This window comes from Pseudomonas synxantha, assembly GCF_900105675.1.
GTDB lineage: Bacteria > Pseudomonadota > Gammaproteobacteria > Pseudomonadales > Pseudomonadaceae > Aquipseudomonas > Aquipseudomonas synxantha.
Genome location: NZ_LT629786.1, coordinates 6,823,692 through 6,841,916, shown reverse-complemented (window position 1 = coordinate 6,841,916; position 18,225 = coordinate 6,823,692). Strand labels below are relative to the sequence as shown.

The following is an 18,225-nucleotide window of genomic DNA, read 5'->3' as shown; positions in this document are numbered from 1 at the left end:
CCTGGGTGGCTATGCCATGGGCATGTACCTGATGCGCCAGGCCTCCGGTGATGGGTTGCCGGCGTTCATGACCTTTTTGTCCTGGACCGAGTTGCCTTGGTACTGGGCCGGCACCGACCACTTCCTCTGGGCTTTGTGCCTGGTGATCCTGGCGCCTGGACTGTTGGCACTGGTGTTCGGTTTCTTCGCCTTCCGCTCGCGGATCAAGGGCGTGTATTTCTCGATCATGACCCAGGCCCTGACCTTTGCCGGGATGCTGTTGTTCTTTCGCAACGAGACCGGGTTTGGCGGCAATAACGGCTTTACCAATTTCCGCAGCATCCTCGGGTTTGGCATCACCGAACCAGCTACGCGGGCGGTGTTGTTCTTGGCGACAGTGCTGTTGCTGGTGGCGAGCCTGTACATCGGCTGGCGCCTGGCGCAAAGCAAGTTCGGCCGGGTGCTGACCGCCTTGCGCGATGCCGAGAACCGCCTGATGTTCTGTGGTTACGACCCTCGTGGCTTCAAGCTGTTCGTATGGGTATTGAGTGCGGTGCTGTGCGGGCTTGCCGGGGCGCTGTATGTGCCGCAGGTGGGCATCATCAACCCCAGCGAAATGTCGCCGACCAATTCCATCGAAGCCGCCGTGTGGGTGGCCCTGGGCGGGCGCGGAACACTGATCGGGCCATTGCTCGGCGCCGGCGTGGTCAATGGCATGAAGAGCTGGTTTACCGTGGCCTTCCCGGAGTACTGGCTGTTCTTCCTCGGCGCGCTGTTCATCATCGTCACCCTGTACCTGCCCAAGGGCGTTATTGGCCTGCTGAAGAAATGAGGAACGTCATGCTTGAACCTATTTTCGATGCGGGCAGCGGCCGCGATGCGATCGGTATCGGCCAGGCAGCAGGCAAGGGACTCAACACCCGCCATGGCACCATCCTGACCCTGGAAGATATCAGCGTCAGCTTCGACGGTTTCAAGGCCCTCAATGACCTGAATCTCTACATCGGCGTCGGTGAATTGCGCTGCATCATCGGCCCCAACGGCGCGGGCAAGACCACGCTGATGGACGTGATCACTGGCAAGACCCGGCCCAGCCACGGCAAGGCCTGGTTCGGCGAAACCCTGGACCTGACCAGCATGAGCGAAGTGCAGATCGCCCAGGCCGGTATCGGCCGCAAGTTCCAGAAACCCACGGTGTTCGAAGCCCTCAGCGTGTTCGAAAACCTCGAGCTGGCGCAGAAGGCCGACAAGTCGGTCTGGGCCAGCCTGCGCGCACGCCTGAGCGGCGAGCAGAAGGACCGTATCGACGAGGTACTCGAGACCATCCGCCTCACCACCTCGGTGCAGCGGCCCGCCGGCTTGCTGTCCCACGGCCAGAAGCAGTTCCTGGAAATCGGCATGCTGCTGATGCAAGACCCACAACTGTTGCTGCTGGACGAACCGGTGGCGGGCATGACCGACGCCGAAACCGAGTTCACCGCCGAGTTGTTCAAGCGCCTGGCGGGCAAGCATTCGCTGATGGTGGTGGAGCATGACATGGGTTTTGTCGGCTCGATTGCCGACCACGTCACCGTGTTGCACCAGGGCAGCGTGCTGGCCGAAGGGTCGCTGGAACAGGTACAGGAAAATGAGCGGGTGATCGAGGTCTACCTCGGTCGCTAAGGAGAACAGAACATGCTGCAAGTCGACAAGCTGCACCAGTACTACGGCGGTAGCCACATCCTGCGCGGGCTGTCCTTCGACGTGAAGATCGGCGAAGTCACCTGCCTGCTCGGGCGTAACGGCGTGGGCAAGACCACCCTGCTCAAGTGCCTGATGGGCTTGCTGCCGGCCAAGGAAGGCGCGGTGAATTGGGAAGGCAAGGCCATCACCGGCTTCAAGCCTCACCAGCGTGTGCATGCTGGCATCGCTTATGTGCCCCAGGGACGGGAGATTTTTGCCCGGCTGACGGTGGAAGAGAACCTGCTGATGGGCCTGTCGCGCTTCCCCGGCGCCGAAGCCAAGGCAGTGCCCGCTTTCATCTACGAGCTGTTCCCGGTGTTGCTGCAAATGAAGCATCGCCGTGGCGGCGATCTGTCCGGCGGCCAGCAACAGCAATTGGCGATTGGTCGCGCACTGGCCAGCCGCCCGCGCCTGCTGATCCTCGATGAGCCCACCGAAGGCATCCAACCGTCGGTGATCAAGGAAATCGGCGCGGTGATCAAGAAGCTCGCGGAACGCGGCGATATGGCGATCCTGCTGGTGGAGCAGTTCTACGACTTCGCCGCCGAGCTGGCGGACCAGTACTTGGTGATGTCCCGGGGTGAAATCGTGCAGCAAGGCCGCGGTGAAAATATGGAAAGCGAAGGTGTGCGTGGGCTGGTAACCATCTAATCTGTAGCCTCCTGACGATAAGCAACCGGCCATGAACCTGCCCATATCCCCTGCCCTGTTCACCCCCAGCTGGCACGCCGAGCTGGAACTCGGCTATGCACGTTTCGGCGACACCACGCGCCCGGTATTGCGCCGCCACCTTGGCCCGCTGCGGGTGCAAAAGCACCTGTACGCCGAAGGCCCCGGGGTGTGCCAGCACATCATCGTGCACCCGCCCGGCGGAATTGCCGGCGGTGATCGCCTGGACATCAGCGCCCATGTCGGCACTGGGGCCTGGGCGCAACTGACCAGCCCCGGCGCCGCCAAGTGGTACCGCGCCAGCGGCCCGGCGTTTCAGCAAGTCGAGTTGACCGTCGAGGCCGGCGCGACGCTGGAATGGCTGCCCCAGGAAACCATCGTGTTCAGCGCCGCCCAGGCCGAACTCACTACGCGCATCGAGCTCTTGGGCGATGCGCGGTTGTTCTATTGGGATGTGGTCGCCCTGGGGCGCCCGGCCAGCGGCGAACGGTTCGACCTCGGCCACTTTCAATCACACCTGGATATCCGCCGCGACGGGCAGTTGCTCTGGTATGAGCGCCAGCGCATCGTAGGCGCCGATGGGCTGCTGGATTCGCCCATCGGGCTGGATGGGCAGCCGGTGTTTGCCACGTTGCTGGTGACGGGTGAGGTTGAGCCTCAATTGCTTGAGCGTTGCCGCTCGCTGCCCCACGCAGTGCGCGGCGATTTGACCCAATTGCCGGGCTTGCTGGTCGCCCGCTGCCTGGCCAGTGAAGCACTGCTGGCGCGAGGATGGTTGATAGATCTATGGCGATTGCTGCGCCCGGCCATACTCGGCAGAGAAGCAATATCACCAAGAATCTGGAGCACATGAAGATCAAAATGTGGGAGGGGGCTTGCTCCCGATGGCGGTGGGCCAGTCACAGATGTATGCCTGACACCCCGCCATCGGGAGCAAGCCCCCTCCCACACTTGATCTCTGTCAAATTCAAGAATGCATTCTTTGAAGGACCTTGAACCATGGACCTGACCCCACGGGAAAAAGACAAACTGCTGATCTTCACCGCAGGCCTCGTCGCCGAGCGCCGCCTGGCACGCGGGGTGAAGCTCAACTACCCGGAAACCATCGCCTACATCTGCGCCGCCCTGATGGAGGGCGCCCGCGATGGCCGCACTGTGGCCGACCTGATGCACTACGGCACTACGCTGCTCAGCCGCGAACAGGTGATGGAAGGCATCCCGGAGATGATTCCGGATATCCAGGTGGAGGCCACCTTTCCCGACGGCACCAAGCTGGTCACCGTCCACCAACCCATTGCGTGAGGCACTGCGATGATTCGTGATGCAACCGAACACGACCTGCCGGCGATCTGCGCTATCTACAACGACGCGGTGCTCAACACCACGGCGATCTGGAACGAGCAACCGGTGGACTTGGCCAATCGCCAAGCCTGGTTCAGTGCGCGCCAGGCCCAGCAGTATCCGATCCTGGTGGCGGTGGAACACGATGAAGTCATCGGCTACGCCTCATTCGGCGACTGGCGGCCTTTCGAAGGCTTTCGCTACAGCGTCGAACACTCGGTGTACGTGCGCAACGATCAACGTGGCAAGGGCCTTGGCCCACGCCTGATGCAAGCGCTGGTCGAGCGTGCGCGCAGCGGCGGCAAGCACGTAATGGTCGCAGCCATCGAAAGCGGCAACCAGGCGTCCATCCACCTGCATGAGCGCCTGGGCTTCATCACCACCGGGCATATGCCGCAAGTGGGCATCAAGTTCGGCCGCTGGCTGGACCTGACCTTTATGCAACTGACCTTGAACCCGGGCGCCGAACCGCCCAAGGAGTGAGATCGATGAACGCTGCACAATTGCGTCGAGTCAATGCTGAAAGCTTCGCCCATTACCGCCTGGGTTTGATCGAGCTGTTGCTGGACGCAGTGCAGCATGGCGCTTCGGTGGGTTTCATGGACGACTTCGACGAAGCCCAGGCTCGCGCCTATTTGAGCGGCGTACAAGCCAGCATCGAAGACGCCGGCCTGCTGCTGTGGGTGGTGGTGCGTGACGAGCAGGTGATCGCCAGCGTGCAACTGGCGCTGTGCCAGAAAGCCAACGGCCTCAACCGCGCCGAAGTGCAAAAGCTGCTGGTGCACAGCAGCGCCCGCCGCCACGGCCTGGGCCAGCAATTGATGACCACCCTGGAGCTCGCCGCACGCCAGCACAAGCGCGGTCTGCTGTACCTGGACACCGAGGCCGGCTCCGCTGCCGAAGCGTTCTACCAGTCGCTGCGTTATACCAAGGTCGGTGAGCTGCCCGACTACTGCCAAAGCCCGGACGGGCGCTACAGCCCGACCGCCATCTACTTCAAGACCCTGGGGCAACCTGCATGATTCCTGGCGAATATCAGATCCAGCCTGGCGACATCGAACTGAATGTCGACCGCCGCACCCTCACCCTCGACGTGGCCAACAGCGGTGACCGGCCCATCCAGGTGGGTTCGCACTACCATTTTTTCGAGACCAATGACGCCCTGGAATTTGATCGTGCGGCAAGCCGTGGCATGCGCCTGAATATTCCGGCGGGCACGGCAGTGCGGTTTGAGCCGGGGCAACGGCGGGAGGTAGAGTTGGTGGATTTGAGCGGGGGGCGGCGGGTATTTGGGTTTGCAGGGCGGGTCATGGGTGACCTTTAGGGCCTCATCGGGGGCAAGCCCCCTCCCACCTTTGATTTGTGAATACTTTCAAATGTGGGAGGGGGCTTGCCCCCGATAGCGATCGCACATTCAACACATCTTTATCAGGGCAAGCACACATGAAAATCAGCCGCCAAGCCTACGCCGATATGTACGGCCCCACCGTCGGTGACAAGGTCCGCCTGGCCGACACCGACCTGTTCATCGAGGTGGAACAGGACTTCACCGTCTACGGCGAAGAAGTCAAATTCGGCGGCGGCAAGGTGATCCGCGATGGCCAGGGCCAGAGCCAGTTGCTCGCCCATGAGGTAGTGGACACCCTGATCACCAACGCGCTGATCATCGACCACTGGGGCATCGTCAAGGCTGACGTTGGCCTCAAGAACGGCCGCATCCACGCGATCGGCAAGGCCGGTAATCCCGATATCCAGCCCGGCGTGTCCATGGCCATCGGCGCCAGCACCGAGGTGATTGCCGGCGAAGGCATGATCCTCACTGCCGGCGGCATCGACTCCCACGTGCATTTCATTTGCCCGCAGCAGATCGAAGAAGCGTTGACCAGCGGCGTCACCACCATGATCGGCGGCGGCACCGGGCCGGCCACCGGCACCAATGCCACCACCTGCACCTCCGGCCCATGGCACCTGGCGCGCATGCTGCAGGCCAGCGATTCGTTCCCGATGAACATTGGTTTCACCGGCAAGGGCAACGCCAGTCTGCCCGAGCCGCTGATTGAGCAGGTCAAGGCCGGCGCCATTGGTTTGAAGCTGCATGAAGACTGGGGCACGACTCCGGCAAGCATTGATAACTGCCTGAGCGTGGCCGACCAATACGATGTGCAGGTGGCGATCCACAGCGACACCCTCAACGAATCCGGTTTTGTCGAGACCACTCTCGCCGCCCTCAAGGGCCGCACCATCCACACCTACCACACCGAAGGCGCCGGTGGCGGTCACGCGCCGGACATCATCAAGGCTTGCGGTTACCCGAACGTGCTGCCCAGTTCTACCAACCCGACGCGGCCCTTCACGCGTAACACCATCGATGAACACCTGGACATGCTGATGGTCTGCCATCATCTGGACCCGAGCATTGCCGAAGACGTGGCCTTCGCCGAAAGCCGCATCCGCCGCGAGACCATCGCCGCCGAAGACATCCTGCACGACCTCGGCGCGTTCTCGATGATCAGCTCCGACAGCCAGGCCATGGGCCGCGTCGGTGAAGTGATCACGCGCACCTGGCAGACCGCCGACAAGATGAAAAAACAGCGCGGCGCCCTGCCCGGCGATGGCCCCGGCAACGACAATTTCCGCGCCAAGCGCTACATCGCCAAGTACACCATCAACCCGGCAATCACCCACGGCATCAGCCATATCGTCGGTTCCATCGAAGTGGGCAAGTGGGCCGACCTGGTACTGTGGCGTCCGGCGTTCTTTGGTATCAAGCCGACGTTGATCCTCAAGGGCGGCGCGATTGCCTCAAGCCTCATGGGCGACGCCAACGCCTCGATCCCCACGCCGCAGCCGGTGCATTACCGCCCGATGTTCGCCAGCTTCGGCAGCGCATTGCACGCCACCAGCCTGACCTTTATCAGCCAGGCCGCCCAGGAGGCCGGCTTGCCCGAGGCCCTGGGCTTGAAGAAGCAGATTGCGGTGGTCAAGGGCTGTCGCGGTGTGCAGAAAACCGACTTGATCCACAACGACTACCTGCCCGAGATCGAGGTTGACCCACAGACCTACCAGGTCAAGGCCGACGGCCAGTTGCTGTGGTGCGAGCCGGCGGATGTATTGCCGATGGCCCAACGTTACTTCCTGTTCTGAACCGCCCCTTCGGGCGCGGCCAAGCTCGCGCCTGCAGGTAATGGGGGCTACGCAAACAGTGTCGCGATCATGCCTTCGCTGTATTGGTAATCCATGCGCAGCTCGACACCCGCCGGGATATCTTCAGTGGCAAATACCGCCGTCAGGATCATATTGCGCCTTGCGTTCTTCGTGCCCTGCCCTTCCTCCACTTCAACGTCGAACCCTACCCCTTCGACGTTGTAGCCGCTGGCGGCCTGGCGTATGGGTTTGCCGTTGGCGTCATATTCAAAGTGGGTATTGATCCTGGAGAGGATGTTGTCCCCCGAAATTTCAATGGGCTCCATGCCCGTTTTTCCAGGAGTCGGCCTGGCACCTGCCAGGATCACATAGGTCTGCCCGCCGGGACTGCCAACCTGAGAGGGCAGCACGGTGCCGCCGTAGACGCCGAGGATTTCACCTTTGGCAATACGCCGGTTGGCCACCACCATGGACTGCCCGATCAGCGCCTTTTCCTCGGGCACCTGCATATCCTGCGCAGTGAACAGTCGCTGCTGCAGCTTCTCGTCATAACGCGCCGCCACCTTCTCGTAGCCTTCAAACTGGATGTAAGGCTTGATCTGCTCAGAGCTGTACTTGACACCCGATTCGGTCACGACTTCTCTCTGCAGTTTTCGGATACGCATGGGTTTGCCCTGTAGATCTCGAAGCGGGTACCTGCCGTTGTTAACCCGGTCATAACTGCCCGGTACATTGCGCAGTTGGGTGAAATGCACCTCGCGCTTCATGGCGCCCAGTTCAGTTGCCGTGTAGTGGTCCACCGGCATGGACTCGGATGCATCTTCAAGTTCATCGCTGGAACTGCCGGACCGCATGCCGCCCGCCGAGCCCCTGCGTATCCATGCGCCGTCGATATCGGGCTTGGCGACGATGCCGCTGCTGACCAGGGCAAATGGATTCTCCGGCGCCTGCACCCACAATATGTAGTACTCGCCATCCCGGGCATCGGGCATGCTCGCGACAAAGTACCGCTTGCCATCCAGCTCGATGGTGCGCGCCTGGCTGAGCTGCAACCCGGAGGCAGGACCCGCGCCAAGCTCGACTAACCCTTCAAGGGGGCCACGTGGCAACAGTACCTCGGCTATTTCCTGCCGGCTCAAGGCCTCGATCAATTGGCTTTCCTCGATCACCAGCCGGGCCTGCAACTCATCGGCCTGGGCCTTATAGACCGTCTCTGACACCGCCTCGGCCACACGCTGGTCATGCAGGGCAGCCAGTTGCTGCTGGTAGGGCTCGCTGAGCCGATCAAATTGCGCCCGGTATTTATGCGTCACATAGTCCTTCCAGAACTCGCGGGACAACAGGGCCTGGAACTCCTCGACGGAGTTGTCCAGGGCGATGACTTTTTCGTAGGCGGCCTCCAGCATCGCTGGGGTAACCCCGCCCATGCTGGTGAACCTGACCTTCTGCGGCTGCCCCGGCAATTGCAGCCGGTCCTTGAGGCCGAAGCGATAGGCCAGCCGGATCTCCACTTCTTCCGCCAGGCGTTGGGTATGGGGCAACTTATCGCTCATCGACACAGACGAATCATTGACGATGGCCTCGCTGCGCTGGATATCCGCCGAGGCGATCTTGTCGACTTCGTGCAGACGGAACAGCCCCTTGGAGAGACTCGACAGTTGCACACCTTGCATCTGCCCTGCGGCCTGGGTGCTTGCCCTGTAGACCAGCGTCAGGGTTTCCAGATTGCTGAAGGAGAACGCAGCAAGGTCACAGCAACCTGGCTCGCCCGCGCGGTCGAACAGCTCCTTGCGGTGGCTGTCTGAACTCGAGGTGTTTTCACTGATGCTGTCGATCACCTCCCAGACCCGGCGTTGCAAGTCGGCATGGCCAGGGCCGGCCGATTCGAGACGGTTGAGGATGTCGAAGAACGGGCCGGCGCCCTCCTCGTTGCGCAATGCCAGCCACTGAGCCCTCCTGGTTGCCACTTGTTCCACCGGCAAGTCCTGGGACCAGCGCAGGAATGACTGCTGGGCACCAGCGTCCGTCACTGCCGGGGCGCGAATATTCAGCGCGGTGGTTACCAACAGGTTCGGGTCATCCGTTGACGCCAGGCCCGCCTGCTCAAGCCGCTGGTTGTAGTCCCTGACCTGTTGCAGGGTGTCCGGGGTCAAGGGGTTGCCAGCGACCGACGTCACGCGATTGACCCGTGCTGTCTGCGCCAGTAGCGCGTCAGGCGGAGCAATGACCGCAGCCGGAATAGTGCTGATGTTGTTATTGCGCAGGTCTACTTGGTCCAGGTTGGGTTGCTCGGCCAAACCCTGCGGCCAGTGATCAAGACCCGCGCCGTTCAGGACGAGGGAACGCATGTCGGTGATACGGCTGAAGTCCGGCGCCAGGCCCAGCACGTTGCGATGCAGCCAGAGCGCACGCAACGTGACTCGTTCCGATAGGATCTGCGCCGTCTCGGCGCTCAGGCGGATCTGGTTGTCATTCAGGAACAGCCGGGTCAGGTTGGGCATTTCCCCCAGGGCCGGCGGCAATGCGCGCAACTGGTTGTGGGACAGGTCCAGCCAGCGCAGATGCCGAAAGCGCGCAAGGAAGCCCTCCGGCGAGGCACTGAGCTGCATATTGCTCAGTTTCAGCGAGCCTACATGGCTGAAATCCACATCCAGGTCCGGCAAGCTCGGCAGGGTCAACCCACTCAAATCCAGCTCCAGGCCAATCGGCTGCCCGTCATTGCTGAGCTTTTGCGGGGTCTCTTGGCGCCAGCAGGCGAGGATCCGATGCTGGGCCTGGAAGCGATCGTCCAGGTTATCGGCGTTGATTTGCCGTTCGCCCGCCCGCACATAACGCTGGCGTTCTCCGCCCCCCGAAAACGTCCAGGCATTCAACTGTCGCTCCAGGGTATTAAATTGCGCTTCAAGCCTGGCCAACGTCACATCGGCTTCCTCGCGCATCAGCCAAACCCACGCCCTCGCCTCGTACGTGCGCTTGTTCGGGTACATACGCCGAATCTTTGCCAGCCTGGGGTTGCCACTGTCGAACGCGCCGTCGCGAGCACTTGACACCACCGGCGACCGGGCCTCCACCAGGCGTTTCCAATAGTTATCGAACTGCTGCCAGTAATCAGGCGGGAACGGGTTGCCCTCAAGCAAGGTGACACCATTGAGTCGGGCAGTTTCTTCGAGCTGCCCCGGAGCCGGGTCGAGGTATTGCGCGGGCACCTCGCGCAACAGGTTATGGCTCAGGTCGACCACCTCCAGATCGGGGCACGCGGTCAGTCCTGCAGGCCACTGCTCCAGTTGCGCGGCTCTCAGGTTCAGTTGCTTCAAGCGCGGCATGCCACTGAAATCCGGGGCAAGGCCCAAGCGGTTGCTGGTTAGCCGCAGTGTTTCAAGTTCGCCCAGGCCACTGAGCATCCGGGCGCTTTGGGGGGTGAGGCGAATGTGGTTGGCGCTCAGGTCCAGCGAAGTCAGGTTGCGCATGTGGCCGATGGCGTCGGGCAACTCCGTGAGGCCACTTTTTCGAATGCTCAGATCTTTGAGGCCCGTAAATGTCTTAAGGAAAGTGTCCGCACTACTCGACCACTTGACCCCAAACAGATCAAGTCTCTGCACATGGCTGAAGTCAGCGCTCAATGCCGGCAGTTCCAGATGGTCATTCATCAGCAAGCGCAGGGTGCCTGTACCCATACGACGCCAGGCCCGCAGAATTTCCTGGGAGGCGCGATAGGCCGGGGCTTGGACCTGTGGCATTGCCGAATGGGTTTGGGTTTGCACCCACGCCGCCAACTCCTTCTCCAGCGTCTGTAGCTCAGCTTCGCGGCGCGCCAGCCCGCCGCGCACATCCGTGCCCAAGGATTGGATAAACGTCGTCAGTTCGTCATCGGCCATGGAGGGATACAAGACCTGGGCCCGGGCTTTTGCCGCTGCCTGCGAAGGCCCCGTCACACGCTCCAGCAACCGGCGCAGACCGCGCCCGCCACCGAGCAGGCGCAGCCCCGGCTCAACGGTCGGCTTGCGCAGCGGGTGCTCCAGCAACACCGTGCGCAGCGGCTGGCGCGGCAGCGGAGATCGAGTGATCGCGGCCTTCATTTGCAGGGCATCGGTGAAGCCCAGGGCCTGGCGCTCCACGCTGGACAGTTGGTCCCAGGCCGCGGTGTAGAAATCCCTGGGCATGGGCGCGTCGAACAAACCGCTGGGTTTGAGCACCAGGGTCTTGCGGTTCGTCGAGTCCGGCGAACCGATGGCGTCGAGCAGGGTGCCTTCGGGAGTATACTGGCGCAGTTCCACGCGCGTGCCCCGTCGCCAGCCGGGCAAGGTTTCCAGGGTGCGCAGGGCCAGGCGTTGGCTGTCCAGGTCAGCAAGTGTGTCCAAGTGCAGCCCTTCGTAAGCCCGCGATACTCGGGTTTCCTGCTCGAACCAACGCGCCTGCTCACGCTGCACCTCGGGCAGTAGGCCGCTGCGGCGAAAGACCTGCCGTTGTTCCGCGGTCATGCTGGTGAGCAACTCGGCGGCCATCGACGCCGGTAGCCTGGGGTAAGTGCCTTGGACCAGCCCCACGTCAGGGTCATCGCTCGCGTTCAACGCCCGGTAGCGCTCTTCGACCAGCGAGCCCTTGAATGTATCGACGATAGTGGCGATGAACTCGCGCACCTTGGCAGCCCGCACCGTCAAGGACTCTTCGGGACGCCCGGGAATCGCCGCCAGCTGTGGGTCGACGCCTTGCAAGGTGTGCAACACCTCATTGAGTAACTCACCACGGGCCAACTGGTCTTCAGTGACCACGGCTACGCGCCTGGGCACAGTGGCAGAGGCTTCTTGCGTCCATAGCACGCGGCCGCCGTCACTCAAGACACGCAAGGCGGTATCCACGGGCAACATCCCACCCCGCTGCATGATTTGCAATTGCAGCGCCGGGTCGGCCTGGGCGTAGAGCACCGGGTCGTTGCTGCGCATCTGCTCGACGAAACGGGTCAGGTCCTGATGGGCCTTGAAGTGCTGGAGGGCGTCTTCGAGCACCAAGGGCACCGGCTCATGCTCGACGAAGCTTTGGCGCAAGGTGTCTTCCTCGACACCACTGGCGAGGCGGGCCTGCTCCAGAGTGTCGCTGTCGAGCCCGCGCTGTTGCAGGCCCAGGCGACGGATCAGGGTCGGCAGGTCCCAGGTCAGCGGCTCCTCGACTTCATGACTCCAGGCGCCGGCATGGTTATGTTCCAGCAGCGGCTCATAAGCGCCAGGACGGCCAGGATGCTGGATACGGTATCGCCCGGTCTCGGGTTCCTGGCGGACCTGATAGTGGTCACCTTCATGGGGCAGCAACGTCTGCCCTTTATACGGGTAGAGGCCCAGGGCATCGGGCTTGGCATCCAGGGGCAATTGGGCCTGCACCTTATAGGGGGTCAGGTCGGGGTTCCACAGAAGCTGTTTACCGTCGGGCAGGGCGACCGGCTTGAGGTTATCCACCACGCTCGCCAGCTTGATCTCGGGCAGTACCTTGGCGCCGACCTTAAGAAAGGCCGCGTTCAGGGCCACGCTGGCGAAATGTGCCCACATCGTCTTCAAGTCGCCTTGCTCATAGGCCTCGATACCTTCAAAGCCCTCTGCGCACATCTGCAGCACCGCCACCGCCAGCATGATCGGCCCCAGCCCTGGCACCACAAAAGCGGCGAGGTTAAATGCGCTGATCACGGCATCCAGGTAACTGGCCAGCCGGTCGAGTCGGGCCTGGCGATCTTCGTCGCCGGTGGGCACGGCCACGGCGCGGGCGTCGGCAAGGATCTTGCGCACCTGGGCCTCGCGCAGCGGCTGCCAGAGACCGGCGCCGATCGCCAGCTCATCCAGGGGCAATCGCGCGGGCTTGACGGCCAATGGGTAATCACCCGCCGCGCCATTGCCGTTGGCGGGCTTGTAGAGCCGATTGAAATGCTGAAAGAACGCCCCCTGTTCACGCTGGGGCACGAAGCGGCTGAAAAACCGCCGGTAGGAAGCGCTGTGCAGCCGTGTCCTGAGGTCGGCCATGAAGTCGCCGCTGGAGGCATATTCCTTGAGTGGCTGCTGGGGGTCATTGGGGATGAAGACCACCAGGCGCTCGACCTGGTCACTGTCTTTGCGCTCAGGGCCGATCAGCAACGGGCCGACTAACACGCTGCCAAATATCTTCAGCGCCGCAAAGGTCACCGGCTTGCTGTCCAGGCTCGCGCTGGCGGGGTCCTTGATGACCTGCTTGAGCATGCGATAGGCGTCAGCACTGATCCCCCACTCCCGCGTTTGCACCGCCACCTCGGCACTCAACGCCAACTGCTGGCGCTGGTGCTCTTCAAGCTGGCGCTCCAATGCGCTGCGCTGGCTGTCATCCGTGGGTCGGACGATGTCTTTGATGTGTTGCTGATACAGCTTGCCGAGATCCAGGCTGCGGCACAGTTGGGCAAATTCATGGGCAGGAATGGCGAGGGCATGCGCCTGGACCACGCTAGGGGTCGGAATGATTTCGCTGTCGAAGGCACTCCAGGTGGTAATCACCTGGCAATCCGCGCAGGCATTGGCCTTCTCTTCGTCAGGCGCGAAGTTGGCCAGAGCCGCTTCCAGCAGGGAAACGCCGCGGTATTCATAGCGCTGGGCCGGGTCGCCTTGCTGATCGAAGACAAAGGCGCCGTACAAGTCGTCGCGACTCTTGAACCCGTACTTGCGTGCGAAATAGACGTTCCTGACGTCCAGTTCCATTTTGAAGCGGGTCTTGATCGCGTCCTTGAGCAGCGGCTCGGCAAACGCCAGCACGTCCTCGATCTGGCCCAGGTGCTCTTCTACCTGGTTCAAGGCTTCACGGTAACGGTTATGACTGTCGGCCAGGTCGGCCTTTTGCTGGGCCGTAGCGCTCAGGTACCAGCTGGGCAGTTCCAGTTCGTGATCGGCGAGCTCTTGCTGGCGCTGGGTGGTGGCCTGGTTGAACCAGGCGGGCACACGTTCCTTGAGGAAGTTGTAGTGCACGCCCCGAAGGTCAACGTTGAACGTACCTTCGGGGGTCGGAGTGACGGGTTGCTCTGACATAGCGGGCCATCCATGACGGGTTGCGAAAACACCAACCTATCGAATCGCCCGGCCTGGCAAGCCCTAGCTATTTATCGCCGCTCAAAAATGCTCACGCGGGTTGAACGCGGCTTTCTGCGCCAGCGCTTGCCACAATTGCTTCACCTCTTCGTCGCTCGTCTTCGGCATGACCGCCTTGAGCTGCACGAACAGATAACCGCGCTGCCCGGCCTTGTTCGACAAGCCATGACCCTTGGCGCGCATACGCTGTCCATTCTGGCTGCCGGCGGGCACCTTGAGGTTGATCTTGCCGGTGAGCGTCGGCACCGCCACTTCCGCGCCCAACGCCAGTTCCCACGGCGCCAGGGGCAAATTGATGATCAGGTTTTCACCATCCACTTCAAACTTGGGGTGCGGCGCAAACTTGATGATCAGGTACAGGTCGCCATTGGCGCCGCCACCGATACCCGGTGCGCCCTGCCCCTTGAGGCGGATGCGCTCGCCGTCGGCCACACCGGCCGGGATCTTCACGTTCAGGCTCTTGGTGGTGTTGCTGACGTGACGGCCCGAGGCGTCGTATTGCGGCACCTGGAAGTTGATCTGCTTGGACTCGGTGGACAGCGTTTCCTCGAGGTGCACCGTCAGTTGCATCTCCACGTCCTGACCCTTGCGTCCCGCAGGACGGCGCTGGCCGCCACCGAAAGCGTCGCCACGACCACCGAATATCGAGCTGAAGAAATCGGAAAAGTCCTCGGTACCCGCGCCGCCACCGCCGAACCCACCACGGCTCTGCCAGCCCGGTGGCCCCTGGAACGGTTGGCCGTGCTGGCCGTATTTGCGCAGCTCATCGTACTCGGCGCGCTTGTCGGCACTTTTAAGCGCCTCATAGGCTTCGGACGCATCCTTGAATTTCGCTTCGGCGTCTTTTTCCTTGCTGACATCGGGGTGATATTTGCGTGCGAGCTTGCGATAGGCGGCCTTGATTTCCTTATCATTGGCCGTCGGCTCTACACCCAGAATCTTGTAGTAATCTTTGAAATCCATCGGCGGTTCACCATCCTTTATCGAGATCGCACTGCCCGGGGCACCACGTGCGCTGGCTTGCACCTGTTGAGGGTGGTGGCCTGGGGGTACGTCAAAGTGTTATCGGCATCAGCCGTATGCACCAGATGTGGGGGCAAATCCCGCACTTTCAAGCGTGATTTAACGGATAGTCGGCCTACGCAAGCGCCTGCGACTGACATACACTGCGCGGCCGTTTTTCAACCGGAACCCGATAGACATGAAAAACCCATCCCCAGCCCGTGCCTGCGGTATCGACTTCGGCACGTCCAACTCCACCGTCGGCTGGATCCGCCCCGGCGAGGAGACGCTTATTGCGCTGGAGGACGACAAGATCACCTTGCCGTCGGTGGTGTTCTTCAACTTCGAGGAGCGTCGCCCGGTGTATGGCCGCCTGGCCCTGCACGAATACCTGGAAAACTACGAAGGCCGGCTGATGCGCTCGCTCAAGAGCCTGCTGGGTTCCAAGCTGATCAAGCACGACACCAGCGTATTGGGCACGGCCATGCCGTTTACTGACCTGCTGGCGCTGTTTATCGGCCAACTCAAGAGCCGCGCCGAGGCCACCGCCGGCCGTGAGTTCGAGGAAGTGGTACTGGGCCGCCCGGTGTTCTTCGTCGATGACGACCCGATGGCCGACCAGGAAGCCGAGAACACCCTGGTAGACGTGGCGCGCAAGATCGGCTTCAAGGACATCTCGTTCCAGTACGAACCGATTGCGGCAGCATTCGACTACGAGTCCACCATCGAGCAAGAAGAGCTTGTATTGATCGTCGACATCGGCGGCGGTACCTCCGACTTCTCCTTGGTGCGCCTGTCCCCGGACCGCCGTCACAACGACAACCGCCAGAGCGACATCCTCGCCACCGGCGGCGTGCACATCGGCGGTACCGACTTCGACAAGCAACTGTCCCTGGCCGGCATAATGCCGCTATTCGGCTATGGCAGCCGCATGAAAAGCGGTGCCTACATGCCCACCAGCCACCACATGAACCTGGCTACCTGGCACACCATCAACTCGGTGTACTCGCAGAAATCCCAACTGGCCCTGGGCAGCATGCGCTACGACATCGAAGACACCGGCGGCATCGACCGCCTGTTCAAGCTGATCGAACAGCGCGCCGGGCACTGGCTGGCGATGGAAGTTGAAGAGACCAAGATCCAGCTGACCCACGAAGACAACCGCCATGTGCTGCTGGATCGGGTCGAGCCGGGGTTGAGCGTGGATTTGAGTCGCACCTTGTTCGAATCCGCCATCGACGGCCTGCTCGAGCGTGTGCGCAACAGCGTGACCCAGTTGCTGAATGATGCTTCGGTAGACGTGGCCCAGGTGGACACCGTGTTCTTTACCGGTGGTTCCAGCGGCATCCCGGCACTGCGCCACAGCATCTCGGCAATGCTGCCGAATGCGCGGCATGTGGAAGGCAATATCTTCGGCAGTATCGGCAGCGGTCTGGCGATTGAGGCCAGCAAGCGCTACGGCAGCTGACCTGCCCCAATCTCGCAGGCGCTGCAAACCCAATGTGGGAGGGACGGTGCGACGATTCGACTTGCCCCCGATAGCGGTGCACCAGCTACTACATGCAGTGACTGACACACCGCAATCGGGGGCGAGCCCCCCTCCCACATTTGGCTCACAATTGCCGGCCGAGGACGTTCAATGTCCTGAGTACCAGCGCCACACCGCGCCGGGTGTCTGGCTCACGCAGCAACGACAGCAAGCCATAGAGGCTGGGCGGAGTCTCTTCAGCCTGGGTCTGCGCCGTGGCCATGCGCGCCGCGTTGCCGACGTTCCAGGACACAGCCGTGGCCTGTTCAAACAGCAGCGCCAGTTTCTCCACCATGGCGCCATCGAGCATGTCCACCAGGTCGGACACCAACGCCAGCACATCGACAACATTGTCCATACGGCCACTGTCCAGCAGCGGTTGTAGCTTGGTAAGCAACGCCTCAAGCCCGGCGTTATGCCCGGGCAACGTATCAGCAACATCCATGACGATTAGAACCTCCGTGTGTCAGATCAAAGCATTCCGCGCGCCACGGCCCAGTACAGGCCACGATTGAAGCCGGTGCGCAGCAGGCCGCCGAGCTTGCTCGGCGGAGTTGGCAGAACGTCATGGGCGTAGTCGTACCACAGCGGCATCCCGGCATTCAGCCCCATCTGCGCCACCGCCTGCACGCGCCCCTCGTACACCGAGTTTGGAGCGCCCAGGCGAATCTCGGCGGTGATGTTATTGGCGATCACCGGCGCCTGGTTATGACAGGCGCCCCCGGCCTTGCTGATGGGCAAGTCGACTGTGTCGCCGATGACATACACCCCTTGCAACCCATAAACCTGCAGCGTTTCATGATTAGTCGGCAGCCAGCCCTCGTCATGTTCAGCCTGGGAGACGCCACTCTCGAGTACCGCATCCACGGCACGAATCGGCGGGGTCGCCATCAGGATATCGAACGGCTGCTCCTCGCCCTCTTCGGAGTAGGCAATACGGCGCTCGGGGTCGACCCTGCCCAAGGTGAAGTCGCGCTGGAAACGGACATTCCTCTGCTCGAAAATACCCGGCAGGGCCTCCCCGACCGGACGCTGCATGAACAGGCAATTGCGCAAGAGCTGGGCGACGCTGGGGTAGGTGTAAATGATTTCAACTTTGTCGCGCACACCTCGACGCCGCAGCAAGTCGTCCAGCATCAGGGTAGTTTCCACCGGGGCGATGCCGCATTGGTGAGGTACGTTTGGCGTCTTTGGAAAAGACACGCTGATGAAAATCCGCCCGCGCTCAATCGCATTCAGGCGCTCGGCCAACTGCCGGGCCGCCGCGTACTGGTAGAAATGGTCACCCGCCTCCTTGAGACCCTCGATACGTTCGGGTGCAGGCACGCAACCGGTGGCGATCACCAGGAAATCGTAGCCGTAGCGCTTGCCACTGCGGGTATGCAGGTGCTGGCCGGCAAAGTCGAAGCGCGTGACCTCATCGACCCGGAAGTCGATTTCCGGGCGCAGCAATGAGCGTTCGGGGCGCTTCAACTCTTCGTCGAAGAACTGATTGAAGGCCACGTACATGAATGCAGGCTTATAGAAATGATCGGGCGAGTTCGACAGCAAGGTAATGCATACCTCGCCGCGCAGGATTTCCGGATAGAGCTTGGTGACCAATTGGTTGGCGAGCATCGTGCCGCCAACGCCGCCACCGACAATTACAATGTGCTTGCTCACGCGTCACCCTCCCTGGTTCAGACAATTTCCCTCGGGAGTTAGCCTCATCCAAGCAGGTGCAAAGCACCACTGTAAGAATTTACAGTTTCA

Annotated in this window: 14 protein-coding genes; 10 read left to right on the top strand and 4 right to left on the bottom strand. The window is 61.9% G+C overall.

The window, feature by feature from the left end; genetic code table 11:
- The 9 genes from urtC to ureC all read left to right on the top strand — a co-directional run.
- The coding region (gene urtC / locus BLU48_RS31565) for an urea ABC transporter permease subunit UrtC (RefSeq protein WP_083348211.1) at positions 1-811 on the top strand (811 nt) is incomplete at its 5' end.
- Positions 808-1,641, top strand: coding sequence for an urea ABC transporter ATP-binding protein UrtD (gene urtD, locus BLU48_RS31560; RefSeq protein WP_164484811.1), 834 nt, complete (start codon positions 808-810; stop codon positions 1,639-1,641). The genes urtC and urtD, both read left to right, overlap by 4 nt.
- 12 nt (positions 1,642-1,653) lie before the next feature.
- Positions 1,654-2,352, top strand: coding sequence for an urea ABC transporter ATP-binding subunit UrtE (gene urtE / locus BLU48_RS31555; protein WP_057023389.1), 699 nt, complete (start codon positions 1,654-1,656; stop codon positions 2,350-2,352).
- Between the two features lie 31 nt (positions 2,353-2,383).
- Positions 2,384-3,223, top strand: coding sequence for an urease accessory protein UreD (locus BLU48_RS31550; protein ID WP_057023390.1), 840 nt, complete (start codon positions 2,384-2,386; stop codon positions 3,221-3,223).
- 146 nt (positions 3,224-3,369) lie between these two features.
- A complete protein-coding gene (gene ureA / locus BLU48_RS31545; RefSeq protein ID WP_057023391.1) occupies positions 3,370-3,672 on the top strand; it encodes an urease subunit gamma in 303 nt (100 codons plus the stop codon).
- A gap of 9 nt (positions 3,673-3,681) precedes the next feature.
- Complete coding sequence (locus BLU48_RS31540) at positions 3,682-4,194, top strand: GNAT family N-acetyltransferase (protein ID WP_057023392.1); 513 nt, start codon at positions 3,682-3,684, stop codon at positions 4,192-4,194.
- Positions 4,195-4,199: 5 nt separating this feature from the next.
- Complete coding sequence (locus tag BLU48_RS31535; RefSeq protein ID WP_057023393.1) at positions 4,200-4,733, top strand: GNAT family N-acetyltransferase; 534 nt, start codon at positions 4,200-4,202, stop codon at positions 4,731-4,733.
- Positions 4,730-5,035, top strand: coding sequence for an urease subunit beta (locus BLU48_RS31530; RefSeq protein ID WP_057023394.1), 306 nt, complete (start codon positions 4,730-4,732; stop codon positions 5,033-5,035). Before BLU48_RS31535 ends, BLU48_RS31530 begins: the two co-directional genes overlap by 4 nt.
- A gap of 119 nt (positions 5,036-5,154) precedes the next feature.
- Entirely contained in the window at positions 5,155-6,855 is a 1,701-nt protein-coding gene (gene ureC, locus BLU48_RS31525) for an urease subunit alpha (protein ID WP_057023395.1), read from the top strand.
- 47 nt (positions 6,856-6,902) lie between these two features.
- Here ureC and BLU48_RS31520 read toward each other — a convergent pair whose 3' ends face one another.
- Positions 6,903-13,883: an NEL-type E3 ubiquitin ligase domain-containing protein gene (locus tag BLU48_RS31520; RefSeq protein ID WP_057023396.1), complete on the bottom strand. Its 6,981-nt coding sequence runs from the start codon at positions 13,881-13,883 to the stop codon at positions 6,903-6,905.
- Between the two features lie 81 nt (positions 13,884-13,964).
- Positions 13,965-14,906 carry a DnaJ C-terminal domain-containing protein gene (locus BLU48_RS31515; RefSeq protein ID WP_057023397.1) on the bottom strand — a complete coding sequence of 314 codons (942 nt, stop codon included), beginning with the start codon at positions 14,904-14,906 and terminating at the stop codon, positions 13,965-13,967.
- Positions 14,907-15,144: 238 nt separating this feature from the next.
- On the opposite strand from BLU48_RS31515, the gene BLU48_RS31510 reads away from it, so the two are divergent.
- On the top strand, positions 15,145-16,413 hold the full coding sequence (locus BLU48_RS31510; RefSeq protein ID WP_057023398.1) for an Hsp70 family protein: 1,269 nt from the start codon (positions 15,145-15,147) through the stop codon (positions 16,411-16,413).
- A 145-nt stretch (positions 16,414-16,558) separates the two neighbouring features.
- Here BLU48_RS31510 and BLU48_RS31505 read toward each other — a convergent pair whose 3' ends face one another.
- Both BLU48_RS31505 and BLU48_RS31500 read right to left on the bottom strand, forming a co-directional pair.
- On the bottom strand, positions 16,559-16,918 hold the full coding sequence (locus BLU48_RS31505; protein WP_056847085.1) for a DUF1641 domain-containing protein: 360 nt from the start codon (positions 16,916-16,918) through the stop codon (positions 16,559-16,561).
- Positions 16,919-16,944: 26 nt separating this feature from the next.
- On the bottom strand, positions 16,945-18,090 hold the full coding sequence (locus tag BLU48_RS31500; protein ID WP_231989074.1) for an NAD(P)/FAD-dependent oxidoreductase: 1,146 nt from the start codon (positions 18,088-18,090) through the stop codon (positions 16,945-16,947).
- Positions 18,091-18,225 lie beyond the last annotated feature (135 nt).

Bases quoted from the DNA above. Each gene is read 5' to 3' on its own strand.
- ureA (WP_057023391.1), top strand. From the start codon at position 3,370: ATGGACCTGACCCCACGGGAAAAAGACAAACTGCTGATCTTCACCGCA.
- BLU48_RS31500 (WP_231989074.1), bottom strand. From the start codon at position 18,090: ATGCTCGCCAACCAATTGGTCACCAAGCTCTATCCGGAAATCCTGCGC.
- urtD (WP_164484811.1), top strand. From the start codon at position 808: ATGAGGAACGTCATGCTTGAACCTATTTTCGATGCGGGCAGCGGCCGC.
- BLU48_RS31510 (WP_057023398.1), top strand. From the start codon at position 15,145: ATGAAAAACCCATCCCCAGCCCGTGCCTGCGGTATCGACTTCGGCACG.
- BLU48_RS31515 (WP_057023397.1), bottom strand. From the start codon at position 14,906: ATGGATTTCAAAGATTACTACAAGATTCTGGGTGTAGAGCCGACGGCC.
- BLU48_RS31520 (WP_057023396.1), bottom strand. From the start codon at position 13,883: ATGTCAGAGCAACCCGTCACTCCGACCCCCGAAGGTACGTTCAACGTT.
- BLU48_RS31530 (WP_057023394.1), top strand. From the start codon at position 4,730: ATGATTCCTGGCGAATATCAGATCCAGCCTGGCGACATCGAACTGAAT.
- BLU48_RS31550 (WP_057023390.1), top strand. From the start codon at position 2,384: ATGAACCTGCCCATATCCCCTGCCCTGTTCACCCCCAGCTGGCACGCC.
- BLU48_RS31535 (WP_057023393.1), top strand. From the start codon at position 4,200: ATGAACGCTGCACAATTGCGTCGAGTCAATGCTGAAAGCTTCGCCCAT.
- ureC (WP_057023395.1), top strand. From the start codon at position 5,155: ATGAAAATCAGCCGCCAAGCCTACGCCGATATGTACGGCCCCACCGTC.
- urtE (WP_057023389.1), top strand. From the start codon at position 1,654: ATGCTGCAAGTCGACAAGCTGCACCAGTACTACGGCGGTAGCCACATC.
- BLU48_RS31540 (WP_057023392.1), top strand. From the start codon at position 3,682: ATGATTCGTGATGCAACCGAACACGACCTGCCGGCGATCTGCGCTATC.
- BLU48_RS31505 (WP_056847085.1), bottom strand. From the start codon at position 16,918: ATGGATGTTGCTGATACGTTGCCCGGGCATAACGCCGGGCTTGAGGCG.